The following is a 23,990-nucleotide window of genomic DNA, read 5'->3' as shown; positions in this document are numbered from 1 at the left end:
GTTGTTAGACTCGATAGATGGTTTCTTTCGATGCCACCGAAGCGCTGGCGCCGTACCGCGAAGGTCGCGGGTATGGTGCCATTCTGTTCGACCGCGAACGGCTGCGGCAAGCTGATCCCAGCCTGTTTTCGCCGCAATCGTGGGGCGACAGGGCACGGCCGGTGGACGAAGGCGGTCGTGGCGGTGCGTGGTTTGTGGATGCGCCGTTCGGCCACAGCGTGTTGCGGCAATACTTGCGTGGCGGCATGGCCGCACGTGTGAGTCGCGATCGCTATCTATGGAAAGGGGCAGGGCGCACGCGCAGTTTTGCCGAGTTTCGGCTGATGCGCGAACTGATCCAACGCAAGTTGCCGGTGCCGCGTCCGTTGGCCGCCTGCTACCTGCGCGAAGGCATGGGCTATCGTGCTGCGCTGTTGATGGAACGGCTGGAAAACGTGCGCTCATTGGCCGATCACGCCCAGGTGGCCGGCCGCGGCGCGCCGTGGGAGGCAACCGGGCAATTGATCGCGCGCTTCCATCGTGCCGGCCTGGATCACGCCGATCTCAACGCGCACAACATCCTGTTCGATGCCGGCGGGCATGGCTGGTTGATCGATTTCGACCGCGGCGTGCTGCGCATTCCGGCCACGCGCTGGCGCGAGCGCAATCTCAAGCGCCTGCATCGTTCGCTGCTGAAGCTGCGCGCCAAACGCAGCCGCGAGGACGTCGACAAGGACTACGAGCGCCTGCATCGCGCCTACGAACTGGCCTGGGGCCGGGGCTACTGATGGACTGGGCCTTGCGGGTGCAAGGAGTCGGCAATGCGTCGGCGGTGGCGCTTGGCTCGCCAATGGCTACGATCGAACGCGCCGGAGCGCCATGGCTGACCATCGATTGCGGCAGCGAGGGGCTGACGGCCTATCAGGCCCAGTACGGCAAGTTGCCGCAGGCGATCTTCATCACCCATGTGCATCTGGACCATGTCGGTGGGCTGGAACGGGTGTTCGTCGACAGCTATTTCTCCGAGCGCCGCGGGCGCACGCGCCTGTACGTGCCGGCGCCGGTTGTGCCGCTGCTGCAACGGCGCATCGCCGATTACCCGAATGTGCTGGCCGAGGGCGGAGCAAACTTCTGGGATGCATTCCAGCTGGTGCCGGTCGGCGATGCGTTCTGGCACGACGGCGTGCGGCTGGAGGTGTTCCCGGTACGCCACCACTGGCCGGAGACGGCCTACGGCTTGCGTTTGAAGGGCGCGCTGGTCTGGACCGGCGATACCCGGCCCATTCCGGAAATGCTGAAGCGTTATGCGGACGATAGCGAGCTCATCGCACATGACTGCGGCGTTCACGGCAACCCGTCGCATACTGGCGTGGAAGACTTGGAGCGGGAATACCCGCAGGACCTGTTGAGCCGCATGCTGCTGTACCACTACGCCAGCGACGCCGACGGCGATGTGCTGCGTGCACGTGGCCACCGCGTTGCCGTACCCGGGCAATACCTCGCGCTGGCGAACCCGACCGCTGCGACGGCGACCTGATGGGCGCCTTGCTGCTGCCGGATCTTCTCACGGCGCCGATGCAGGACCGCTATGGCCGCCCGTTGCGCGATCTGCGCCTGTCGGTGATCGAAGCCTGCAATTTCCGCTGCGGGTACTGCATGCCCGCCGATCGTGTGCCCGACGATTACGGCTTCGACTCACAGCAGCGGTTGAGTTTCGATCAACTGGAAACCCTGGTGCGTGCCTTCGTCTCGGTCGGTGTGACCAAGGTGCGCCTGACCGGCGGTGAGCCGCTGCTGCGTCGCGACCTACCGAGCCTGATTGCGCGCTTGGGCGCGATCGAGGGCATCGAAGATCTGGCGCTCACCACCAACGGCACCTTGCTTGCCCGCCAGGCCGTTGCGCTGCGGCAGGCGGGGCTGCGCCGCATCACCGTCAGCATGGATGCGCTGGAACCAGCATTGTTCAGGCGCATGAGTGGAGATCGCGGCGAGATTGCGCAGGTGCTGGCCGGCATTGCTGCCGCCGAGCAGGCAGGTTTCCAGCGGCTGAAGATTAATTGCGTCGTGCAGCGTGGCATCAACGAAGATCAGGTGCTACCGCTGGTGGAACACTTCCGCGGCACCGGACACGTACTGCGCTTTATCGAATTCATGGATGTGGGTAGCTGCAATGGCTGGACGCCGGATGCGGTGGTGACTTCAGCGCAACTGCACGAACGCATCCACGCGCGTTGGCCGTTGGTGGCGTTGGACGCCAATTACACCGGTGAAGTGGCGCAGCGGCATGCGTTTGCGGATGGCGCTGGCGAAGTGGGCTTTGTCAGCTCGGTCAGCGTGCCGTTCTGCGGCGATTGCCAGCGTGCGCGCGTCTCTGCCGACGGGCATCTGTATACCTGCCTGTTCGCCAGCCAGGGTCATGACCTCAAACCGGCACTGGCCAATGGCGAGCCTGCACTGGCGACGCATCTGCGGCAGCGCTGGAGCATGCGTGGCGACCGCTACAGCGAAGTGCGCGCCTCGGTGCCACGGCGTGGCAAGCCGGTCGAGATGTTCTTGATAGGCGGATGAGCGAGGGCGCGCTGCTGGTGCAGCCACGCACGCTGGAACTGCGTCTGCTCGAGCCGCAGCTGCGTACCGATGTGCAGCTGTTGGAAGCACTGCTCGATCCGGCGTTTGTCGAGTTCGATGCCTCAGGCCGTCGCTACACGCGTAGCGAGGTGATCGCGCCCTGCGCGCACCGGTGTTGGAGCCGAGTACCAGGCAGATGACTTCGAATGCGTGCAGCTGGCGCTCGATAGATCGCCGTCAGGGGGAGCGGCAGGCTTTGCGCAGTTCGTTGTGGCGCAATAACGCTGCTGGCTGGCAGTTGCTGTTCCATCAAGGCACCCTGTTCACCGAGAATGCCGCATCCTGATTGCCTGTCTTCGCGTCGCTTCCCATGCCTGCAAAATCCCCTTCCGCGCGCCTGACCCACCTAGACGATGCCGGGCTTCCCACCATGGTGGATGTCTCGGACAAGGCGGTCACCGTCCGGAGCGCTACCGCAGAAAGCCGAGTGCGCTTTCCGGCTGCCGTGGCCGCACAGCTGTGCGCCAATGGCTTGCGCAGCGCCAAGGGCGGCATCGTGGAGACCGCGGTGATCGCCGGCACCATGGCGGTCAAGCGCACACACGAATTGATTCCGTTCTGCCATCCGCTACCGATCGATGCGTGTCGTTTCGAAATTGATTGGGCGGGCGAGCAAGTGCTGGATATCCGGTGCACGGTGCGCTGCGTGCATCGCACCGGTGTGGAAATGGAAGCGCTCACTGGTGCCAGCGTGGCTGCGTTGACGGTCTATGACATGTGCAAGGCGTTATCGCACAGCATGAGCATCGGCCCGACCAAGCTGGTGTCCAAGCGCGGCGGCAAACGCGATATCGGAGCGGCGCAATGACCGCCACGGTGACGGTGCTGTATTTCGCCAGCCTGCGCGAGGCCGCAGGCGTCGCCGACGAGCGTGTGCAGACCGGCGCGCAGGATTTGCGTAGCCTATACGCAGAACTCGAAGCACGGCATGGCCTGCGCTGGACGCCTGCGCAGTTGCGTGTGGCCGTGGATGGTGCATTCGCGCGCTGGGAGGATGTGGTCCGCGATGGCAGCGAAGTGGTGTTTATTCCACCGGTGTCGGGAGGTTGAGCGTGAGCGAGCAGCGTGCAGCGATCTTTGCGCTTTCCGACGTGCCATTGCCGGTCGATCAGCTGCGTGCCGGCGTGGAGCACCCGCATGCCGGCGCGTTCGCCAGTTTCGAAGGCTGGGTGCGCAATCACAACGAAGGCCGCGGCGTGGCCGGATTGCGCTACGAAGCCTACGCCGCGCTCGCGCAGGCGGAAGGGCAGCGCGTTCTTGACGAAGCAATGCAGCGGTTCGCCATCGTGCATGCGCACTGCGTGCACCGCGTGGGCGAGCTGCGCATCGGCGACATGGCGGTGTGGGTCGGTGTCAGTGCGGCACATCGTGGCGCCGCATTCGATGCATGTCGCTACATCATCGATGAGGTCAAGGCACGCGTGCCGATCTGGAAGCACGAGCATTACCTGGAAGGTGATGCGGGCTGGCTGCATCCGGAGTCGCAGCCGCAGTAATGCGCGCTTGCGAATCAAGCGGTGCTAGGGAATATCTGGGAGATTAGGTGATGTCCCTGCCGGTTGACCTCGGCGCCTGCAGCGCGCTGTGGGAGACGCTGAGGATGTGGCAATACGCGCGCCGTCATCACGGCGGGCACAAATGACTGGTCGGCTTTATGCATGGGCGCACAGCGCCGCAAAAGACGACTTCTGCTTGTTGCACGATCAATCAGGCGCAAGCCAGCGTTCCGGCTAATGGCCTGGCGTCTGTCGAAAGTTAGGGTGGTGTCCCCGCCGGTTGACCTCGGCGCCCGCATCAATCGATACCGTTGCTGCCTTCCGGCCCTGGCGGGATTTTCGATCTAGCGTCGCGAGGGACCGACGGGGCCACCATAAGACGTGGGCCATTGGATATGGCCCTGCGATTTGCGCCATGGTGCCGTTGCGCAAATCATGAAACTGGCGGAGAGAGGGGGATTCGAACCCCCGAAGCGCGGTTTAGACGCTTACACACTTTCCAGGCGTGCTCCTTCAACCACTCGGACACCTCTCCGTGCCTGCACGACCGTGGTCGAACAGGGCCGCAAATTCTAGCGGTCGCCGGCCCGTACCACAAGCTGAATCTTCCAGCCGCAGCCGTTGAGACCGGGCGTGGCACAATATCGGCTCAAACAAAGCCGGTTGCCCGATGTCTTATCTCGTTCTTGCCCGCAAGTGGCGCCCGAAGCGTTTTGCCGAACTCGTAGGCCAGGAACACGTGGTCCGCGCGCTCAGTAACGCGCTCGACAGTGGGCGCGTGCATCACGCGTTCCTGTTCACCGGCACCCGCGGCGTGGGCAAGACCACCATCGCGCGCATTTTCGCCAAATCGCTCAACTGCGAGACCGGCACCAGTGCCGACCCATGCGGCCAGTGCCCGGCCTGCCTGGACATCGATGCTGGCCGTTACATCGACCTGCTGGAGATCGACGCCGCGTCCAACACCGGTGTGGACGATGTGCGCGAGGTGATCGAAAACGCGCAGTACATGCCCTCTCGCGGCAAGTTCAAGGTGTACCTGATCGACGAAGTGCACATGCTCTCCAAGGCGGCCTTCAATGCGCTGCTGAAGACGCTGGAAGAGCCGCCGGAACACGTGAAGTTCCTGCTGGCCACCACCGACCCGCAGAAATTGCCGGTGACGGTGCTGTCGCGCTGCCTGCAATTCAATCTCAAGCGGCTGGATGAGGATCAGATTCAGGGCCAGATGACGCGCATCCTGGCTGCCGAGCAGATCGAATCGGATCCGTCGGCAATCGTGCAGCTGTCCAAGGCGGCCGACGGCTCGCTGCGCGATGGTCTGTCGCTGCTGGATCAGGCGATTGCCTATGCCGGCGGCGCCCTGCGCGAAGACGTGGTGCGCACCATGTTGGGCACGGTCGATCGCACCCAGGTCGGCGCGATGCTGCAGTCGCTGGCCGACGGCGATGGTGCGCGCCTGCTGCAGGTCGTCGCCGCGCTGGCCGAATTTTCGCCCGATTGGAGCGGTGTGCTGGAAGCCCTGGCCGAGGCGTTGCACCGCGTGCAAGTGCAGCAGTTGGTGCCCTCGGTGGCCTTCGTTGGGGACGGCATCGACCCGACCCCGTTTGCGGCGCAGCTGCGGCCGGAAGTGGTGCAGCTGTGGTACCAGATGGCGCTCAACGGGCGCCGCGATCTGTATCTGGCGCCGAGCCCGCGCGCCGGTTTCGAAATGGCAGTGCTGCGCATGCTGGCCTTCCGCCCTGCAGCGGCGGTGCCGGCTGGCGGCTCGGATGACGGGCGCGGCGCCACGGCAGGCGGTGGCGTGCGCTCGGCCGCCGCCGGCGGTCAGGCTGCTGCGCCGGCCGTGGCAGCGCCGGTGACAGCTGCGCCCGCCGTCGTGGCCGCACCTGCGGCGGTGACAGATACGATGCCTGTCGCGGCTGCGGAAGCGTCCTTGCCAGCATCAGCGCCCCAGGCAACTCCGGCCGCAGCTGCTGTGCCGGCTACGGTTGTCGTGCTTGCCCCCCAGGAATCCTCTTCGGCCAGTCGTGCGTCTGCAGCCAGTGCGCGGAATGACGACACGCCGCCGTGGGCAGTGGACGATGCGCCGGTGCGTGCACAGGCGGTGCCCACGTCCGACGCGGTTGTAATGCTCGCGCCTGAAGCTGCCATGGCCCCGCCGTCTGCACCTGCCGAGCTCGCGCAACACGCTGCGATTGCGTCTGATGCTGCGGTGGAAGCTCCGGCTTCGGCTGCAACGTCTTCGCAGGCCGCGCTTGTCGGGCACTCATCGCTCGTAGAGCCAGTGGTGGCTGCGCCATCGGCAGCGGCATTGCCAGCATCAAGTTCGGCAACCGATGCATCGGCCCTGCTCGATGACGGCCGCATCGCCGATGCCGAGCAATGGCTGGAGCTGGTCACGCGCAGTGGCTTGAACGGCCCGTCGCGCCAGCTGGCCGCCAACGCCGCGTTTATCGGTCATCGCGATGGCGTGCTGCGGCTGGCGCTGGCGCCGGGCTTTGAATATCTCAATTCCGAGCGCTCCATCGCCAATCTCGCGCAAGCGTTGGCACCGGTGTTGGGCAACACGCCGCGCATCGTCATCGAAACGGGCAGCGCCGATGTCGAGACCTTGCACGAGCGCGCCAACCGGCAGAAAGGCGAGCGCCAGAGCGCGGCCGAAACAGCCTTCATGAACGACCCGACGGTGCAGCTGCTGATCCAGCAGCAAGGCGCGCGGCTCGTCCCCGATTCCATCCGCCCTTACGACGAGTAACGCCCCATGCGTGGAAACATTGCCCAACTGATGCAGCAGGCGCAGAAGATGCAGGAAAACCTGCAGCGCGCCCAGGAAGAACTGGCCAAGCTGGAAGTCACCGGCACCGCCGGCGGCGGCATGGTCAGCGTGACGCTGACCGGCGCCAAGGAATGCCGCAAGGTACGCATCGACCCAAGCATCCTCTCCGACCAGGAGATGGCCGAGGACCTGATCGCCGCCGCCTTCAATGACGCCTCCAACAAGATCGACGCCGAATCCAAGGACCGCATGGGCTCGGCGACGGCCGGCATGCAGTTGCCGCCTGGCATGAAGTTGCCGTTCTGAAAGGCGGGGAATCGGGAGTGGGGAATCGGGAATCGTAGAGCGAGCTGGCTTTGCTGCTGCGATTCCCCAATCTCGATTCCCGATTCCCGACCCAATGTCCACTCTGCTTGAACAACTGATCGAGGCCTTCCGGGTATTGCCCGGTGTGGGCCAGAAGTCGGCGCAGCGCATGGCCTATCACGTGCTTGAGCGCGAGCGTGAGGGTGGACGGCGTCTGGCGACGACGCTGGCCAATGCGGTGGAAAAGGTGGGGCATTGCGTGCAATGCCGCGACTTCACCGAGTCGGAAATCTGCACCATCTGCGCCAGCAGCAGCCGCGACCGACAGCAGCTATGCGTGGTGGAATCGCCGGCTGATCGCTTGGCGATCGAGCATGCCACCGGCTACCGCGGGCTGTATTTCATTCTGCAGGGGCGCCTGTCGCCGCTGGATGGCATCGGCCCGCGCGAACTGGGGCTGGATCGGCTCGGCGAGCGTCTGGCTGCGGGCGAAGTGACCGAAATGATCATCGCCACCAACGCCACCGTGGAAGGCGAGGCCACCGCCCATTACCTCGCGCAACTTGCCCGCCAGCACGCGGTACGCCCGAGCCGGCTTGCCCAGGGCATGCCGCTGGGCGGCGAGCTGGAATACGTGGATCGCGGCACCCTGTCACACGCCTTCGGCACCCGCAGTGAAGTGCTTTGAGGGCTGGGAATCGGGAATGGTGAATAGGGAATCGGAGAAGCAAAGTCAAAAGCACGCGCGGTAAGCTCTTGCGATTCCCTAATCCCGATTCCCTATTCCCATCCCATGACTGACACCATCTTCGGCAAAATCATTCGTCGCGAAATTCCGGCCACCATCGTGTATGAAGACGATGAGGTGCTGGGCTTCGAAGACATCGCACCGCAGGCGCCGGTGCATGTGCTCTTCATTCCCAAACAGCACGCTATTGCGACCCTGGACGATGTGCCGCCGGAGAAGGCGCTGCTGGTCGGTAAGTTGGCCATCGCGGCGGCGGCATACGCGCGCGCGCAGGGGTTGGCGCAGGACGGCTACCGCATCGTGATGAATTGCCGCGAGCATGCCGGCCAGACGGTGTTCCATATCCATCTGCATTTGTTGGCCGGTGCACCACTGGGCCGCTTCGGCACGCCGTGATGCGTCGTTCGATCACCGGTTGCGCGCAGGCCGCGTAGCGCAACGATCGTCACGCGCATACAAAAACGCCGCTCCCTGCGAGCGGCGTTTTTGCGAGCCACACTTAGGTCAGCGGTGCATTACCACCAGCCGCGGCCCCAGCCCCAACCGCCGCCCCAGCGCGGACCCCACGGGTCGCCCCACGGGCCGTACGGGTAAGCCGGCACCACGTCCACGTCGCGCACGACTGGCCACAGGTAGACCACGTCTGCATTGACCTTGGGCAGTTTGTAGTCGTATTCGCCGATCTTGGTGGTTTCGTAGCCTTCGATCTTGCCGATGAAGGTCACTTCGCGACCAGGCTCGAACACCGCCGGATCGTAGAAGCCGGAACGGCAGGCCAGGAAGCGGCCGTCGCTGGCATCCACGGCATTACGGTCCGGGCGACCGCTGGCATTGAGCGGGCGCGAGATCAGTTCGAAGCATGTCTGACCCTGGGCAGGCGTGGTCTTGATGATCTTGCCACCCCAGCGCACGGACGTGCCGACCTGGGCGCTGGCGGTGGAATCACTCGGACTGACCGTAGGGAACTGGCCCTGCAGCGGCTTGGGCGTGGTGGCGCAGGCTGCGAGCCCGAGCACAGCGATAAGAGGAACAAGAAAACGGGTACTCATGAGGAAGCTCCGGTTCGCGGGCGATGCTGCAGCAAGTCTTTCAAGAGAGTGGCGCTGTCCGAATCCGCGCCAGCGTATCGCGCGGCAGCGAAACGTTGGCTGAGTGCCAACAATGCCGTATTCGGGTGTGAGCGGGCGACACGTTGCGCCCAGACGCCGGCCGGTTCGTGCGGCTCACGGGCAAGGCCGAGCTTGCGGTAGCGGCGGCTCAGCCGGTGCCAGGCGCGCAGCAACGGGTCGCGCTCACGTTCGCTGCGTGCCAGCAGCCAGCCCATCCACGCCAGCGCGCTTACCGCGAACACGCCGAAGATGGCGGCCAGTTGCGAGGTGTCCAGGCGATCGATGCCGAACGGTTGCAGCAGCCGCTGCTGGCGGTCTGCATCGAAAGACAGCACCAGCTCGTTCCAGCCACGCCGCAGCCAGTCGCTGACCTGGCCAATGCTGGCCCATGCGCCGAGGTCGGCGAAGTTGTTGCCGCCGCCGGTTTGCAGGCGATCTTCGAGTGTGTCGTAAATGCGTTCCGGTGCCACCGCGGCGGTGGGATCCACGCGCACCCAGCCACGTCCGGCCAGCCAGACTTCGGTCCAGGCATGCGCGTCCATGCGCCGCACCACCCAGTAATTGCCCAGCCGGTTGTAGGTGCCGCCGGCATAGCCGGTGACCACACGCGACGGGATGCCGGCCGCGCGCATCAGCACCACGAACGAGGAACTGAAGTGTTCGCAGAAACCGGCCTTTTGCTGGAACAGGAATTCATCCACGCTGTTGCGGCCGAGCAGCGGCGTTTCAAGTGTGTAGGCGAATTCGCGGGTGATCCATTGCAGCGCGCGCTGCACCACCGCATCGTCGTTGTTGCCGCCCTCGCTACGCCATTGCCGTGCCAGCGCGACAGTGCGCGGATTGAAGCCGGGCGGCAGTGCAAGCGCGCGCTTGCGCAATTGCTCGGGTAGGTCGGTATCAAAGCGCGCAGGCGGTGCGGATTGCAGGTCCCAGCGGGTCAGTGCGCTCAACGGCCGTTGCGCGACCAGTTCGTAGTCGGGCGATAACTCGGCGTTGGCTACCGCCTGGGTGGGCAGATCCAGCGACACCAGCTGGCGGCGATCGGTGGGCTCGTAATCCAGGCGATAACGATAGGTCTGCGGGCCTGCGGTCATCGAGGCGGGTTGGGCGCGGCCGGTCCAGCGTGCGCGCTGCCAGGTGCGACCGTCGAAGTCCCACATCACCGGTCCGCGCCAGTAGCGCTGTTTCGGCGGTGGCGCCTTGCCGGTGAATTGCACGCGCAAGGCCGGGCTGTCGTCGGCCATCAGGTCGATCCATTCGCCAGGCGACATGTTGTCCGACAGTCCGGGCCGCGACAGCGCGCGTTCGGGCACGCCCCACAGTGGCGAACTCAGGCGCGGCAACAGCCAGAAGGTGGCCAGGGCCAGCGGTACGCCGATGGCAACCAGCTTGCCGATGCCACGCAATTGCAGTCGAAGGCTTGGCGTGGTGGTGCGATGCTCTTCGTCGGCCAGCCGCTGCATGCTCAGCAAGGCGCTGACCACCGCCAGCAGCGCCAGGCCCATGGTCGCCGGCCCCTGGTCGAGCAGAAACGCCGCAAACGGAGCGAATAACGCAAAGCCGAGCAGGCTGCGGGCATCGCGCAGGGTGCGCAGTTCGGATGCCTTGATTGCCAGCATCGATGCCAGCACCGCACAGCCAGTGTCGCGGCCGAAGCGCATGCCGATCTGCCAGTACACCGCCGCCAGCATCGCGATCACCAGCAACAACCGCACCGGCGCCATCAAGGTCCCGCGCCAGCTCAGCACGCCGACCAGCACCGCGGCCACGGCCACGGTGGTGGCAAGCAAGCCGGGCAGCTGCAACAACAGCGGTGCCAATGCCAGCCAGCTGGTGGCGAGTACCCAGGCGCGGCTGGCCTGGCTGATCGGGAGGAAGAGCTCAGTCATGCGGAAGCAGTGCCAGGGCGCGCAAACACAGGTGATGGTGTGAAGGCCCTTGCGCGGGACCTAGCGGCGGCTGTCCCGGCAACAGCAGGCGATAGCGGCGCCCGTCGCGTTCGGCCAGGTTGACCCAACGCGCCAGCCGCGCGATGCGGCGTTCGTACGGCAGCGCGTTGAGCGCGCGCCAGTCCAGCGTGACTTCGATTCCCAGCGGCTGTTCGTATTCGCGCACCAGCAGCGTGTCGCGCCGCGCCGAATGTTTCCAGGAAATCGTGCGTGGCGCATCGCCGGCGCGATACGGGCGCAGCTGATGCAATTCCTCGCCTTGTGCGTGCAAGCGGGTCTGGTTGGGCGAACCTGCACCATCGGGCAGTACAGGCCCTTGTTCTTCGGGCTTGGGATACGCCAGCAATGGCGTCTCCGGCCACACCCACGACCAGGCGCGCACCAGGCCCAGCGGCTGAGTGCTAGAGAGACGAATGCGCTCGATGTCCTGCCAGCCGCGGCGCTCGGTGGGCACCAGCAGGTCGACCTCGACCATGTCGTGCGCGATCAGCGAACAGAAGCCGCTGCTATCCAGATGATCCAGTCGCAGGCCGCGCCGCGTGCGGGTGTCGCGACGCGCCAATGAGACCCGCATACGCAGCGGTTCGCCGGCGACCACCGGTTCGGCCGACACCGCTTCGATGCGCAGCGCCGACAACTGCAGGTGCGCCATGATGGTGCTGGCGATCCCGGCCGTGGCCAGCAGCAGCGCGAGCAGCAGTGCTGGGTTGTTGTTGTAGTTCAGTGCGCCCAGCAGCATCGCCAGCAGCAACGCGGTGACGAACAGCCCGAAGCGGGTCGGCAGCACATAGATGCGCCGCCGATCCAGCACGATCGGCACGGCCTCGGGGCCCCGCGGACGTGCCAAAAGGCTGAGTCGGCGGCCAATGCCGCGCAGGCGCGCACGCACGTGGGTCAGTCCACCGGCACGCTGTGCAGCAGCGCCTTGGCCAGCGCCGGCCCGGACGAAGATTCGGCTTCCGGCACCAGGCGGTGCCCGGCCACCGCCACGAACAGCGCCTGCACGTCTTCGGGCAGCACATGCTCGCGCCCGAGCAGCAGCGCGTAGGCCTTGGCCGCACGCAGCAGTGCGATGCCTGCGCGCGGCGACAAGCCCACGCGCACCCCGGCGTGCTGGCGGCTACGTAGCAGCAAGGCCTGCACGTAGCCGATCAGCGCATCGCTGGTGTGGATCTGGTTGACCACCGCGCGCAGCGTGACCACCTCGGCGTCGCTGAGTTGCGGGGCGGCCTGGGCGATCAGCTCGCGCCGATCCACCCCGGAGAGCAGTGCACGTTCGGCGTCGGCGCTGGGGTAGCCCAGGCTTAGCCGCAACAGGAAGCGGTCCAGCTGCGAATCAGGTAAGGGAAAGGTGCCGGACAGATCGACCGGGTTCTGCGTGGCGATCACGAAGAACGGTTCCGGCAACGCATGCGTCACGCCATCCAGGGTCACTTGCTGCTCGGCCATCGCCTCCAGCAGCGAGCTCTGTGTGCGCGGCGGGGCGCGATTGATTTCGTCGGCCAGCAGCACGTTGGTGAACACCGGGCCGGGATGAAACTGGAATTGCCGCGAGGCAGCGTCGTAGACCGAGACCCCCAACACATCGGCCGGCAGCAGGTCGGAGGTGAACTGCACGCGCTGAAAGCCCAGCCCCAGGCTGGAGGCCATCGCATGGGCGAGGGTGGTCTTGCCCAGGCCAGGCAGGTCCTCGATCAATAAATGTCCACCGGACAGCAGCGCCACAAATGCCAGCCGCACTTCTTGCGCCTTGCCCAGCAGCAGCGAATTGACCTGGTCTTGTGCGCGCCGCAGCGATTGGCGCAGCGCATCGGTTAGCATTTCCGTGGAACGCAGCGGTGTCGACATCACAATTCCGTAGGTGAAAAGAAGAGTGCACAGGGCAATGCAAGGGGACCAACGCGCACATCGCACCTTCGTGATCCTGTGGACACTGGCGACGGCCGTCAAGCTATTGATCGCGGCACGCTTGCCGCTGTTCGTGGATGAGGCGTTTTACTGGCAGGAAGGCCAGCATCTGGCCGCGGCCTATTCGGATCTGCCAGGCATAACCGCCTGGTTGGCGCGGTTGGGCGTGGAGTTGGGCGGGCATCACCTGCTGGCCCTGCGACTGCCGTTTCTGGTGATTTCTGCGCTGATTCCCTGGCTGATCGCGCATATCGCCACGCGCTGGTTCGGCTCAACGCTGGGCTGGCAGGCCGGCAGCCTGACCTTGTTGATGCCGCTATCGGCCACGCTGGGCATTCTGGCCGTGCCGGATGTGCCGATGGCGTTGGCGGCGGTGCTGTGCATGGATGCCGGCGCGCGCTTGCTGCGCGAGGTCGATGCCACCAGCGCGCTGGAGCTCGCCATCGGCTTGGTCATCGGTGCGCTCAGTCACTACCGCTTTGTCGGGGTGATCGGGGTGGGCTGTATTGCATTGCTGTGCATCCCGCAAGGGCGTGCGGTGATGCGCGATCCGCGCATCTGGATGGCGTTGACCGTAGGCGCGGTGAGCTGGTTGCCGCTGCTGTTCTGGAATACCGACCACGACGATGCCGGGTTGCGCTTTCAATTGGTCGACCGCCATCCATGGCGGTTCCAGATCGGCGGGCTTTGGTTCCTGCTGATCCAGACCGTGGCGGTGACGCCGCTGCTGGCGTGGGCGATGGTCAAGGTCGGCCTGGCCGGCACCCGCAGCGGCGGCGGCTCACGTGCGCAGTGGCGCTACTTCGGTTTGCTGGGCGGCATTTCGACCGTGGCAATTTTCGTGCTCGGCTTCTTCAGCGATGCCGAGCGGATCAGCTTCCACTGGCCGCTGCCCGGCTATCTGGCGCTGCTGGTGGCGGTGCCGGTGATCCTGATGCGCTGGCCGCATCCGCTGCGTCGCGCGGCGTGGTTGATCGCACTGCTCGGCATGCTCGGCGCCTATGGCTACTACCTGGCGGTGTCGGTGCCGTCGATTCGCGCGCATGCCGCAGGCAAAAAATACTACCCGCGCAACTTCGCCGGCTGGAACGATTTGGCGCGTGCGGTCAAATCCCGGCTTGCACAGATGCCGCCGGGCACGCGCGTGCTGGCAGAAAATTTCAAAGTCGGCGCGGAACTCGGCTTCCAATTGCACGACGCCAATATCGAGGTCCTGCCTGCCGAGTTGAACGACAAGCATGGGCGTAGCGCGCAGTTGCAGCAGTGGGGGTTGCTCAGCGACGGCACGCGCACCGGGCCGCGGCTACTGGTGCTCTCGCCCAGCGATCTGCGTTATCGCGATCTGCTCAAGCGCTACCACGCCATCTGCGACATGGTCGGCCCGCTGCCGCCGCCGACCGTGGTCTCCACCGATCACGGGTATCAGCGCTTCCTGCTGTTCGCACTGCCTGCACAACGCCAGCCCGGGCCAAGCGTGGCCCCGGCGATGGCGTGGATCGACACACCGCTGCCAAACGTCACCGTGTCCGGCAAGTTTGAGGTGCGTGGCTGGGCCTTCAAGGACGGCATTGGGCTATCGAATGTCGAGCTGCTGCTCGATGGTCGCCCGGTCGCGCAAGCGACCTACGGCAACCCGCTCGATGTGCGCCCGTACTGGAAAATCTCCACCGACCCACAGCACCCGAATGTCGGTTTCACCGCCACACTCGACACCCACGCATTGCCGCCCGGCATGCACTGGCTAGGGTTGCGCCTGCACGGCCACGACGGCAGCGTGGAAGATTGGTGGGAACAGCCGCTTACTGTCGAGAAATGAGGTGGCTTGTAAGTTCCAGCGCCGAGTAAAGCCGCCGTACGAGTCACCAAGCAGCCTTCCGGGTGATGCTGTCTTACCAGGCGAAGGTGAAGGGTGTTGGAAGATGGACTGCAAAATTTGCCTGAGATAATGCGCGGACAAAAATTTTTAGCGGTGATGGTGGTCACTAAAATACAACGATGAGGCCATGTGTGTTTGGCTGCATGGTTGTGCAGCGGCTGGCTATAGTCAAAAAGGAAAAGGACAAGCAATTGCAGCGCAAAGATAAGCATTTACCAAGCGATTCCAGTGAGTGCCGTGGAGCAGGCAGGGCTTGGAGCAAGTTGCCGGATGTGCTGTTGCTTGGTGTCCAATGGTTCTATCTCGCAATCGGTGTGTTGGCGATGATTATGCTGTCGCCAAAGGTGCTATATGCCGATCCGTGGCGATTTGCAAAAAACCTCCTGAGCCGGCCTTGGCCGCGCAACGTGCTTGCGGTGGATAACGGTCATCGTGAGGTCCTGCCCAATCTGCTACGTTTGGCCGAGCTTAGATGGTTTGGTGGAAATCAATGGCTGCAGATCTGTGTGGGTGTTGCGCTGGCTTTGCTCACCGTATGGATGTTGCTACGTCTGGTGCGTAATGAGCGTCTGGGTGCTATGGCGTACGCTGCCGCCGGTTTGGTTTGTACGATCAGTATTTTCTGGCTGGGAAACGAGCGGGCATTGGTGCATGCAAATGAGTCGGTGCATGTCTATCTGATCACCACGTTTCTGGTCGCCGGGTGTTGGTTGCTTGGTCATGGTGACGGTTGGTGGCGCGCTGTACTTGCTTCACTCTGCGGGTTCGCGGCGACCTTCTGTTTTGGCTCGGGCATCGCCACGTTCGTCGCGTTACTCGCTATGTTGCTGCTGCGCAGGGCATCTTGGGTCCAGTGGTGCATTGTGCTATCGGGCTTTGCTCTGTCGCTGCTGCTGGTCATTGGTTTTGGCGATACGCACGTACGAGGTGCAGGCATCATCTCGCCCATTACGCAGCTGGATCTTGTTTTACGTTGGCTGTCTGCGCCTTTTATTTACGCCTGCCTGCCACTGGTTGACGTGAGTGTCGCAGCACAATTGCCAATCGAGTCATTGCGAACGGTTGTGGTTGCGATTTCTAGTGGCTACGCATCGGTGTTCGGCCCGGTCATGGTCTCGGCTTGGCCGCACAGGCTGCTAGGGTTCGTTGGTGTGGGTTGTTTGATGGGCATCACCTACTCTAGCTGGCGTCGGCGTGCGGAATCGGTGGCAGAACTGACAGCTCTCTCAATTGCCTGTTTTGCGCTTGCCATCGGAGCGGCAATCGCTCTGGCGCGTGCTATCTATTTCCAGTCTTTTCCCGAGCAATTGCTTGCTACGCGCTATGTGCCTTGGTCGGTTCTGTTTTGGAGCGGTCTGTTGTTGTGGTCGTTCGTTCGGTATGGAAATTTTCACCCGCGCCGTGTCGCAGTGGCGGGCCTCGCGCTGGCATGTTGCTTGTTGCCAAGTACGGTCTGGATGGCATTGCTTGCCCAGCGCATGCAGGCTGCCGCCAACATGACGGCAACCGCAGCAGCTGCAGGAGTGATTGATGTTGACGCCGTCCACGGAGAGACCGTTCTTGCGGAGGTTGCCGATGCGCTGCCTGTCCTGAAGGCAGAAAATACGTCCATCTTTGCTTGGCCGGAAACACGCTATCTGGACGGCACGCAGGTCGCTACCGATCCAGTGGTGATCAGCGATGTTGCTACGACCCCTGTTCGTAATCTTTTAAATGATGAATCAGCGATTCGATTTGATTTCGAGGCAGAGACGTCGGCGGCACGTCTGGTGCTGATGTGCGATAAAAATCCGATCGGAATGGCGACGCGTGTTGGAGTGCGTGCGCAGTGGGTTGGTTGGTCGGCACGAACTGTCGCGCCATCCTGCCTTCGGGCTCTTAAAGTGAAGGGCGGCGCTCTGTTCTAGGTTTGCCTTCGCGACTGCGTTGCAAATGGCTGGGTCGGCCTTTGGCACCATCACTGCATGGAAGGGTGGGGGGCTTGTCGCTTCCTCAGCCATCGTTGCCGGCTCAGCCATCGCTGCCGGGTACTCAAGGCAGTTGAAACCCCGCCTGCCGCAGCAACCGCGCCAGCGCGATCAGCGGCAGGCCGACCAGAGCAGTGGGGTCGGCCGAACGGATGGCGTCGAACAGGCTGATGCCCAGACCTTCGCATTTGAAGCTGCCGGCGCAGTCCAGGGCTGGTTCGGCGTCCAGGTAGCGCTCTATCTCGGCGGCCGTCAGGGTGCGTAGCTGCACCTCGGTCAGGTCTAATGCGTGCAGTTCACGCTCCGGGCCGATCAGGCTGACGGCGGTATGAAAGCGCAACGTCCGGCCCGACATGGTCGTTAGCTGCGCCCGCGCCCGCTCCCGCGCCCGCGCCCGCTCCCGCGTACCCGGCTTGCCCAGTGCCTCGCCTTCTATATCAGCGACCTGATCCGAGCCGATCACCCAGGCCTCGGGGAGGCGAGCCGCCACCGCAGCGGCCTTTTCGGCGGCCAGGCGGCTGGCCAGCGCACTCGGAGTTTCGCCCGGTTTCGCCTGCTCATCGACTTCCGGCCGGGCAGTGTCAAATTCCAGCTGCAGGCGGCTTAGGAGCTCGCGCCGGTAGGCAGACGTGGAGGCTAGGATCAGGCGTGGCATCATGGCGCGCTACACAGGGCGGGCAGCGGAGTCTGCCGTCCTGAGGGCGCCGCGGCAATCGCATGAATGGGGCCATTTGACAGGGTCGCTGCGGGTCTTTAACATTCTGCGGCTTATGTCCGCGAACGTACCCGAAATGCTGGATGCTTGGCGGATGGTCGCAGCGCGCAGGCGCTTCGATGGCCGCATCCCGCTATCCGCGATGACCCGTCTGCAGGGAAGTCTTGTCGATACAGAAGGCGAATGTGTCTATTCGCTTCAATTCGATGAGGACACTCTGCTCAAGGTCGCCTATGTCGAACTCAGTATCGATGTCGAGCTTCCGCTGGCCTGCCAGCGCAGCCTGCAACGTTTCCTGTATCCGGTGCAAGTCAGACAGCGTCTTGGTTTGATCCGTGACGAAGCCGACGAAGCTGCATTGCCGGCCGAGTACGAAGCATTGCTGGTGCCGGAAGATGGATTGCTGCGGGCCGTCGACATGGTCGAGGACGAGCTGGTGCTGGCAGTGCCGGTGGTACCGATGGCGCCGGGTAGCGAAGCAATCGATGCCGAATGGGTTCCGACCCAGGAAGAGCAAGACAAGGCCAGTCCGTTCGCGGCGCTGGCTGCGTTGAAGAAACAGTAACCGCCGCTGTTAAGGGCGGTAAGACAGGTCGACGCGGGCGTAGAGCGTGCTGTTCGACTCAACAGGCAAGTTATCGAACTAAAGTTGGAGCAATCCCATGGCTGTGCAGAAATCCCGTGTCACCCCGTCCCGCCGCGGCCAGCGTCGTTCGCACGATGCCCTGACCGCCAAGCAGCTGTCGACCGACCCGACCAGCGGCGAGATTCATCTGCGTCACCACATCACCGCTGACGGTTACTACCGCGGCAAGAAGGTGATCACCACCAAGTCGTCGGCCGTTCAAGAAGATTGATCCGTGGCGCCCGCCGCGTTCGACGCGGCCGGGTGACTCTCGCTTCTTCAGGAGCCGCCGGTCGCCGCGGCTCTGGCAACAGGGAACAGTATGAGCAAGCGGATCTATTCCAGAATCGCGGGCACGGGTAGCTATTTGCCCGAAAAGGTGTTGACCAACGACGACATGTCGAAGATTGTCGATACCAGCGATGAATGGATCTTCTCGCGCACTGGTATCCGTGAACGTCACATCGCTGCCGACGACCAGACCACCGGCGATCTGGCGTACTTCGCCTCGCTGAGAGCGATGGAAGCGGCCGGGGTGACCGCCGATGAGATCGATCTGATCGTCATCGGTACCACCACCCCCGACCTGATCTTTCCGTCGACCGCCTGTTTGCTGCAGGCCCGGCTGGGCATCGTTGGTTGTGGTGCAATGGACGTCAACGCCGCCTGCTCAGGCTTTGTCTACGCTCTCAGCGTGGCCGACAAGTTCGTGCGCAGTGGCGACGCCAAGACCGTGCTGGTGGTTGGCGCAGAAACCCTGACCCGCATCGTCGACTGGACCGACCGCACCACCTGCGTGCTGTTCGGCGACGGTGCTGGCGCGGTAATCCTCAAGGCCGACGAAGAGACCGGCATTCTCAGCACCCACCTGCATGCCGATGGCAGCAAGAAAGAGCTGCTGTGGGATCCGGTGGGCGTGTCGGTCGGCTTCGGCGAAGGCAAGAACGGCGGCGGCGCGTTGCTGATGAAGGGCAACGACGTCTTCAAGTACGCGGTTAAGGCGTTGGACTCGGTGGTCGATGAGACTCTGGCGGCCAACGGCTACGACAAGCACGACCTGGATTGGCTGATCCCGCATCAGGCCAACCTGCGCATCATCGAGGCCACAGCCAAGCGGCTGGACCTGCCGATGGAGCAAGTGGTCGTCACCGTGGATCGTCACGGCAATACCTCCTCGGCCTCGGTGCCGCTGGCGCTGGACGAAGCGGTGCGCTCCGGGCGCGTGCAGCGCGGTCAGTTGCTGCTGCTGGAAGCCTTCGGCGGCGGGTTTACCTGGGGCTCGGCGCTGCTGCGCTACTGAGGTTTTTGCCTGCTGCGTTGGCAGGCGAACGCGTCTGCCCTGGCAAGTCCATGCGTGGAGGACGATATGCCTCGTTCCTTGAGGTGGTGGCAATCTTGTCCTTCTGCGGCCTCTGTGCGTTTCCGGAGCGCTTGAATTCCGCCAAGGGTAGCGCCCGCTCTTAGATCGCTCGATTCGCTCAACGCAACCGGCCTGCGGGTCAGTCCGTCGGACAAGCCGCCCAGCGGGTAAATTCGGGGCATGCACCCCACGCACGACTCCATCTTCGTCGCCTTGCTCGCCGGCAGCTACCAGCGGTTCGCAGGCCACCCGCTGGTCGCGGATCGGCTGATCGAGCCCGATTGGCTGTATCACGAAGCGCCGTTCGCGCTGCTTGCGCACGATACTGCTGCGGACCCGCGCTTCGTCTATGCGAACCGGGCGGCGCAGCGCGTGTTCGGTTACGACTGGAATGAGTTCGTTGGGATGCCATCGCGCCTGTCGGCAGAGTTGCCGGAGCGAGCGGAACGTCAGCGTTTGCTCGACGCGGTCACCCGCGATGGCGTGGTGAAGGACTACGCAGGCGTGCGGATCGCGAAGGATGGCTCCCGCTTCCGGATCACTGATGGCGTGGTCTGGCAGCTCGTCGATGAGGCCGGCGTGCTGCGCGGACAAGCGGCGGCATTCTCGTTGCCTGGATAGAACGGGCGCATGCGCCAACACCTGGTGCGCCTAATCCTTCAGCCTCATCGCTGGCCTCGCAGGCGGTGGCAGCACCGCATTCGTCGGCAGCGCCTTCAACATCGATTCCGACTGCCGCCCATCTGGGTGGCTGTTGCTGTTGCGTGCGTGAGCAAACCTCGTATGCGATTTTGCGAAGTCGGAACACGTTCTGGCTGCTCCTGCATACGCGGCAGTACAGACGCCAGAGCGATTTCGCACGTATGATCCCGGCTCGATTTTTGTAGGCAGCAACGCGTGACCGAATCCACTCTCGCCTTCGTGTTTCCCGGCCAGGGCTCGCAGGCCCTGGGCATGCTGGCCGAACTGTCCGAGTTGCACCCGCAGATTCGCGAAACGTTCGCCGAAGCCTCCGAAGGCGCTGGCGTCGACCTGTGGGCGCTGTCCCAGGGCGGCCCGGAAGAAATGCTCAACCGCACCGAATACACCCAGCCGGCCTTGCTGGCCGCAGGCGTGGCGGTGTGGCGGCTATGGGCCGACCAGCGCGGGCAGCGCCCTGCGCTGCTGGCCGGGCATAGCCTGGGCGAATACACCGCGCTGGTCGCCGCTGGCGCCTTGTCGCTGCGCGATGGCGCGCACCTGGTGCGGCTGCGCGGCCAGTTCATGCAGGCCGCAGCGCCGGCGGGCGTCGGCGCGATGGCTGCGGTGCTGGGCGCCGAAGACGCCGTGGTGCTGGAGGTCTGCGCCGAGGCGGCAGGCAGCCAGGTGGTGGTACCTGCCAATTTCAATTCGCCGGGCCAGATCGTGATTGGTGGCGATGCTGCAGCGGTAGATCGCGCGCTGGCGCTGCTGGCCGAGCGCGGCGTGCGCAAGGCGGTCAAGCTGGCGGTGAGCGTGCCCTCGCACACCCCGCTGATGCGCGATGCGGCCAACCAGCTCGGCGAGGCGATGGCCGGCTTGAGCTGGCACGCCCCGCAGATTCCGGTGGTGCAGAACGTGGATGCACGCGTGCACGACGGCAGCGCGGCCATCCGCCAGGCGCTGGTGGAACAGCTGTACCTGCCGGTGCAGTGGACCGGTTGCGTGCAGGCGCTCGCCGGCCAGGGCATCACCCGGATCGCCGAATGCGGCCCGGGCAAGGTACTGAGCGGGCTGATCAAGCGCATCGACAAGAGCCTGGACGCGCGCCCGCTGGCAACGCCTGCCGATTACGCCGGCGCGCTCGACGCGTGGACACACTGATCCAACGCCGCTGCCGGTTGTGCCGGCATGCCTCGACGTTCGCGGCCGAGGTTGCGACGTCCCCCTTCGAGGAACAGCATTCATGAGCAAGCCCCTGCAGGGTGAAATCGCCCTCGTCACTGGCGCCAGTCGCGGCATCGGTGCGGCCATTGCCGATACCCTGGCCGCCCAGGGCGCGACGGTCATCGGCACCGCCACCTCGGCCTCCGGCGCTATGGCGATCGGCGAGCGTCTGGCCGCCCACGGCGGACACGGCCGTGAGCTGAACGTCACCGACGCAGCCGCGGTCGATGGCCTGATCGATGCGATCGGCACGGAATTCGGCGCGATCTCGATTCTGGTCAACAATGCCGGCATCACCCGCGACAACCTGTTGATGCGGATGAAGGACGACGACTGGCAGGCAATCATCGACACCAATCTGACCAGCGTGTTCCGTACCTCCAAGGCGGTGATGCGCGGCATGATGAAGGCGCGCAAGGGACGCATCATCAATATCGCCTCGGTGGTTGGCGTGACCGGTAACCCGGGTCAGACCAACTACGCCGCGGCCAAGGCCGGCATCATTGCGTTTTCCAAGTCGCTGGCCAAGGAAATCGGTTCGCGCGGGGTCACCGTGAATGTGGTGGCGCCCGGTTTCATCGATACCGACATGACCAAGGCGCTGCCGGACGAGGCCAAGACAGCCTTGCTACAGCAGATTGCGTTGGGGCATCTGGGCCAGCCGGAAGACATCGCCAATGCGGTGGCATTCCTGGCCGGCCCGACGGCCCGCTACATCACCGGTGAGACCCTGCACGTCAACGGTGGCATGTACATGCCGTGAGCGTGCGGCGCCGGGAGGCGCTAAGTGGCTGATCGGCCGTGAGTTGTGATGCAATGCAAGGCCCGGTCGGTTCCACTACACTATCCAACGCGGCCATCGCAGCGGCGATGGCGTTTTGTGAGTCCCTCACAGGAGCACCGCACATCCATGTGCGGGGATCCTAAAACTCGAACCACCACTACTCCATCTGGAGCGATATCCCCAATGAGCACCATCGAAGAACGCGTCAAGAAAATCGTCGTCGAACAACTCGGCGTCAAGGAAGAGGAAGTCACCACCAGCGCATCGTTCGTCGATGACCTGGGTGCCGACTCGCTGGACACCGTCGAGCTGGTGATGGCGCTGGAAGAAGAATTCGAGTGCGAGATCCCGGACGAAGAGGCCGAGAAGATCACCTCGGTGCAGCAGGCGATCGACTACGTCAAGTCTCACGTCAAGAGCTGATGCGTTGTTCCTGATCGTGGTGGCGCGCATCGAGCCGCTGCCGCGTCAGACATTCCATGGGGCCGCTGATGCGGCCCTGTGTTTTTCAAGTGTCACCCGCAACCCCAAGCACCGTCCGTTCCGTGGTGAGGAGATCTGCAATGAGTCGTCGTGTTGTCGTTACCGGCATGGGCATGGTGTCGCCGCTTGGCAATGATCTGGCCACCAGCTGGGATGGAATCGTCCACGGCCGCTCAGGCATTGGCCCGATCACGCAGATCGATGCCTCGCAGTTCACCACCAAGATCGCGGGTGAAATCAGGAATTTCGACCCCACGCTTTTTGTGTCCGCCAAGGACGTCAAGAAGATGGATCCGTTCATCCACTACGGTGTCGGCGCCTCGTTCATGGCGCTGGACGATTCCGGACTGGAAATCGACGACAGCAATGCCGAACGCGTGGGCGCCATTCTCGGCTCCGGCATCGGTGGAGTGCTCGGCATCGAAGAGCAGACCATCAAATTGCATGAGGGCGGCGCGCGCAAGATTTCGCCGTTCTACGTGCCCAGCACCATCATCAACATGCTGCCCGGCCAGGTGAGCCTGATCAAAGGCCTGAAAGGCCCGACGTTCTCGGCTGTCTCGGCCTGCGCCACTTCCAACCATTCGATCGGCACGGCGATGCGCATGATCCAGCACGGCGATGCCGATGTGATGCTGGCCGGCGGCGCCGAGCGTGGGTCGTCGCCGAGTTCGGTGGGCGGCTTCTGCGCGATGAAGGCGATGTCCACCCGCAACAACGACCCGACCGGCGCCTCGCGGCCGTGGGACAAACAGCGCGATGGCTTCGTGCTGGGCGACGGTGCCGGCGTGCTGGTGCTGGAAGAGTACGAACACGCCAAGGCGCGTGGCGCGCGCATCTATGCAGAGCTGGTCGGCTTCGGCGCCAGTTCCGATGCGTTCCACATGACCGCACCGAGCGAAGATGGCGAAGGCGCGGCGCGCAGCATGGCTGCGGCGATGCGCGATGCCAAGCTCAATCCCGAACAGATCGGTTACCTCAATGCGCACGGCACCTCCACGCCGCTGGGCGATCTGGCCGAAACCATGGCCATGAAGCGCGCGCTGGGCGATCACGCCTACAAGACCATGGTGAGCTCGACCAAGTCGATGACCGGGCATCTGCTCGGCGCAGCCGGCGGGGTGGAAGCGATCTTCTCGGTGATGGCGCTGCATACCGGCATCATCCCGCCGACCATCAACCTGGAAGAGCCCAGCGAGGGCTGCGACCTGGATTACGTGCCGAACGTGGCACGCGAGGTGCAGGTGGATGCGGTGATGTCCAACGGCTTCGGCTTCGGTGGCACCAACGGCACGCTGGTGTTCAAACGCGTCTGTGTGGCGTAGCGGTCGCGTTGCCGGAATCGGCGCGCGATCTACCTGACCGTCGCATGT

The 23,990-nt window shown here is 64.2% G+C and carries 26 protein-coding genes, 1 tRNA gene and 1 other RNA gene; 21 read left to right on the top strand and 7 right to left on the bottom strand.

What is annotated here, in order from left to right:
• The first annotated feature begins 17 nt into the window (after positions 1-17).
• From NX05_RS08510 to NX05_RS08480, 7 genes are all read left to right on the top strand, one after another.
• Positions 18-767 (top strand): 3-deoxy-D-manno-octulosonic acid kinase, encoded by a 750-nt coding sequence (locus NX05_RS08510; RefSeq protein WP_010363294.1) that lies wholly within the window; start codon positions 18-20, stop codon positions 765-767.
• On the top strand, positions 767-1,516 hold the full coding sequence (locus NX05_RS08505) for an MBL fold metallo-hydrolase (protein ID WP_010363296.1): 750 nt from the start codon (positions 767-769) through the stop codon (positions 1,514-1,516). Before NX05_RS08510 ends, NX05_RS08505 begins: the two co-directional genes overlap by 1 nt.
• Positions 1,516-2,547: a GTP 3',8-cyclase MoaA gene (moaA, locus tag NX05_RS08500; RefSeq protein ID WP_039432380.1), complete on the top strand. Its 1,032-nt coding sequence runs from the start codon at positions 1,516-1,518 to the stop codon at positions 2,545-2,547. The genes NX05_RS08505 and moaA overlap by 1 nt, the downstream gene beginning before the upstream one ends.
• Positions 2,544-2,747 carry a nuclear transport factor 2 family protein gene (locus NX05_RS24865; protein WP_026112200.1) on the top strand — a complete coding sequence of 68 codons (204 nt, stop codon included), beginning with the start codon at positions 2,544-2,546 and terminating at the stop codon, positions 2,745-2,747. The genes moaA and NX05_RS24865 overlap by 4 nt, the downstream gene beginning before the upstream one ends.
• A gap of 170 nt (positions 2,748-2,917) precedes the next feature.
• Positions 2,918-3,415, top strand: a complete 498-nt coding sequence (gene moaC, locus NX05_RS08490; protein WP_039432378.1) for a cyclic pyranopterin monophosphate synthase MoaC — start codon at positions 2,918-2,920, stop codon at positions 3,413-3,415.
• A complete protein-coding gene (moaD, locus tag NX05_RS08485; protein ID WP_039432376.1) occupies positions 3,412-3,657 on the top strand; it encodes a molybdopterin converting factor subunit 1 in 246 nt (81 codons plus the stop codon). The genes moaC and moaD overlap by 4 nt, the downstream gene beginning before the upstream one ends.
• Positions 3,654-4,103 (top strand): molybdenum cofactor biosynthesis protein MoaE, encoded by a 450-nt coding sequence (locus NX05_RS08480; RefSeq protein WP_039432375.1) that lies wholly within the window; start codon positions 3,654-3,656, stop codon positions 4,101-4,103. The genes moaD and NX05_RS08480 overlap by 4 nt, the downstream gene beginning before the upstream one ends.
• Positions 4,104-4,373: 270 nt before the next feature.
• On the opposite strand, the gene ffs is transcribed toward NX05_RS08480, so the two are convergent.
• Positions 4,374-4,470: signal recognition particle sRNA small type (gene ffs / locus NX05_RS22165), an RNA gene on the bottom strand.
• A 75-nt stretch (positions 4,471-4,545) separates the two neighbouring features.
• Positions 4,546-4,638 (bottom strand) — tRNA-Ser (locus NX05_RS08475).
• Positions 4,639-4,773: 135 nt separating this feature from the next.
• Between NX05_RS08475 and dnaX the strand changes: the two genes are divergently transcribed.
• The 4 genes from dnaX to NX05_RS08455 all read left to right on the top strand — a co-directional run bounded on the left by dnaX (position 4,774) and on the right by NX05_RS08455 (position 8,332).
• Positions 4,774-6,861, top strand: coding sequence for a DNA polymerase III subunit gamma/tau (dnaX, locus tag NX05_RS08470; protein ID WP_039432373.1), 2,088 nt, complete (start codon positions 4,774-4,776; stop codon positions 6,859-6,861).
• Between the two features lie 6 nt (positions 6,862-6,867).
• Positions 6,868-7,188: a YbaB/EbfC family nucleoid-associated protein gene (locus tag NX05_RS08465; protein ID WP_005913896.1), complete on the top strand. Its 321-nt coding sequence runs from the start codon at positions 6,868-6,870 to the stop codon at positions 7,186-7,188.
• Positions 7,189-7,282: 94 nt separating this feature from the next.
• Positions 7,283-7,876, top strand: coding sequence for a recombination mediator RecR (recR, locus tag NX05_RS08460; RefSeq protein ID WP_010365139.1), 594 nt, complete (start codon positions 7,283-7,285; stop codon positions 7,874-7,876).
• 105 nt (positions 7,877-7,981) lie between these two features.
• Complete coding sequence (locus NX05_RS08455) at positions 7,982-8,332, top strand: histidine triad nucleotide-binding protein (RefSeq protein WP_039432371.1); 351 nt, start codon at positions 7,982-7,984, stop codon at positions 8,330-8,332.
• Positions 8,333-8,451: 119 nt separating this feature from the next.
• Here NX05_RS08455 and NX05_RS08450 read toward each other — a convergent pair whose 3' ends face one another.
• From NX05_RS08450 to NX05_RS08435, 4 genes are read right to left on the bottom strand one after another with little or no spacing between them, the layout of a single operon-like run.
• Positions 8,452-8,985 (bottom strand): Slp family lipoprotein, encoded by a 534-nt coding sequence (locus NX05_RS08450; RefSeq protein ID WP_039432369.1) that lies wholly within the window; start codon positions 8,983-8,985, stop codon positions 8,452-8,454.
• On the bottom strand, positions 8,982-10,934 hold the full coding sequence (locus NX05_RS08445; RefSeq protein WP_039432368.1) for a transglutaminase TgpA family protein: 1,953 nt from the start codon (positions 10,932-10,934) through the stop codon (positions 8,982-8,984). Before NX05_RS08445 ends, NX05_RS08450 begins: the two co-directional genes overlap by 4 nt.
• Entirely contained in the window at positions 10,927-11,883 is a 957-nt protein-coding gene (locus NX05_RS08440) for a DUF58 domain-containing protein (protein ID WP_017118005.1), read from the bottom strand. The genes NX05_RS08445 and NX05_RS08440 overlap by 8 nt, the downstream gene beginning before the upstream one ends.
• A 5-nt stretch (positions 11,884-11,888) precedes the next feature.
• The gene (locus NX05_RS08435) at positions 11,889-12,842 is read right to left on the bottom strand and encodes an AAA family ATPase (protein WP_010365148.1); all 954 of its coding nucleotides are present in this window, start codon (positions 12,840-12,842) and stop codon (positions 11,889-11,891) included.
• A gap of 37 nt (positions 12,843-12,879) precedes the next feature.
• Between NX05_RS08435 and NX05_RS08430 the strand changes: the two genes are divergently transcribed.
• The gene (locus NX05_RS08430) at positions 12,880-14,718 is read left to right on the top strand and encodes a glycosyltransferase family 39 protein (protein ID WP_039432365.1); all 1,839 of its coding nucleotides are present in this window, start codon (positions 12,880-12,882) and stop codon (positions 14,716-14,718) included.
• A 203-nt stretch (positions 14,719-14,921) separates the two neighbouring features.
• Positions 14,922-16,685: a hypothetical protein gene (locus NX05_RS08425; RefSeq protein ID WP_039432363.1), complete on the top strand. Its 1,764-nt coding sequence runs from the start codon at positions 14,922-14,924 to the stop codon at positions 16,683-16,685.
• Positions 16,686-16,809: 124 nt separating this feature from the next.
• Here the strand turns inward: NX05_RS08425 and NX05_RS08420 are convergent, their stop codons facing one another.
• Complete coding sequence (locus NX05_RS08420) at positions 16,810-17,403, bottom strand: Maf family protein (RefSeq protein WP_039432362.1); 594 nt, start codon at positions 17,401-17,403, stop codon at positions 16,810-16,812.
• 112 nt (positions 17,404-17,515) lie between these two features.
• Here NX05_RS08420 and NX05_RS08415 point away from each other — a divergent pair, with 112 nt between their 5' ends.
• From NX05_RS08415 to fabF, 8 genes are all read left to right on the top strand, one after another.
• A complete protein-coding gene (locus NX05_RS08415) occupies positions 17,516-18,025 on the top strand; it encodes a YceD family protein (RefSeq protein WP_039432360.1) in 510 nt (169 codons plus the stop codon).
• Positions 18,026-18,122: 97 nt separating this feature from the next.
• Positions 18,123-18,317: a 50S ribosomal protein L32 gene (gene rpmF / locus NX05_RS08410; RefSeq protein ID WP_010368401.1), complete on the top strand. Its 195-nt coding sequence runs from the start codon at positions 18,123-18,125 to the stop codon at positions 18,315-18,317.
• A gap of 90 nt (positions 18,318-18,407) precedes the next feature.
• A complete protein-coding gene (locus tag NX05_RS08405) occupies positions 18,408-19,385 on the top strand; it encodes a beta-ketoacyl-ACP synthase III (RefSeq protein ID WP_039432357.1) in 978 nt (325 codons plus the stop codon).
• Positions 19,386-19,625: 240 nt separating this feature from the next.
• Complete coding sequence (locus NX05_RS08400) at positions 19,626-20,066, top strand: MEKHLA domain-containing protein (protein WP_039432355.1); 441 nt, start codon at positions 19,626-19,628, stop codon at positions 20,064-20,066.
• A 276-nt stretch (positions 20,067-20,342) separates the two neighbouring features.
• Complete coding sequence (gene fabD, locus NX05_RS08395; RefSeq protein ID WP_039432354.1) at positions 20,343-21,287, top strand: ACP S-malonyltransferase; 945 nt, start codon at positions 20,343-20,345, stop codon at positions 21,285-21,287.
• 82 nt (positions 21,288-21,369) lie between these two features.
• Positions 21,370-22,113, top strand: a complete 744-nt coding sequence (fabG, locus tag NX05_RS08390) for a 3-oxoacyl-ACP reductase FabG (RefSeq protein WP_039432352.1) — start codon at positions 21,370-21,372, stop codon at positions 22,111-22,113.
• 204 nt (positions 22,114-22,317) lie between these two features.
• A complete protein-coding gene (gene acpP / locus NX05_RS08385; RefSeq protein WP_010368407.1) occupies positions 22,318-22,557 on the top strand; it encodes an acyl carrier protein in 240 nt (79 codons plus the stop codon).
• Between the two features lie 140 nt (positions 22,558-22,697).
• Positions 22,698-23,942 (top strand): beta-ketoacyl-ACP synthase II, encoded by a 1,245-nt coding sequence (fabF, locus tag NX05_RS08380; protein ID WP_039432350.1) that lies wholly within the window; start codon positions 22,698-22,700, stop codon positions 23,940-23,942.
• Positions 23,943-23,990: the final 48 nt, after the last annotated feature.

It is taken from the genome of Xanthomonas vasicola, assembly GCF_000772705.2.
GTDB classification, from domain to species: Bacteria; Pseudomonadota; Gammaproteobacteria; order Xanthomonadales; family Xanthomonadaceae; genus Xanthomonas; species Xanthomonas vasicola.
This window is presented reverse-complemented; position numbering and strand designations above follow the sequence as displayed.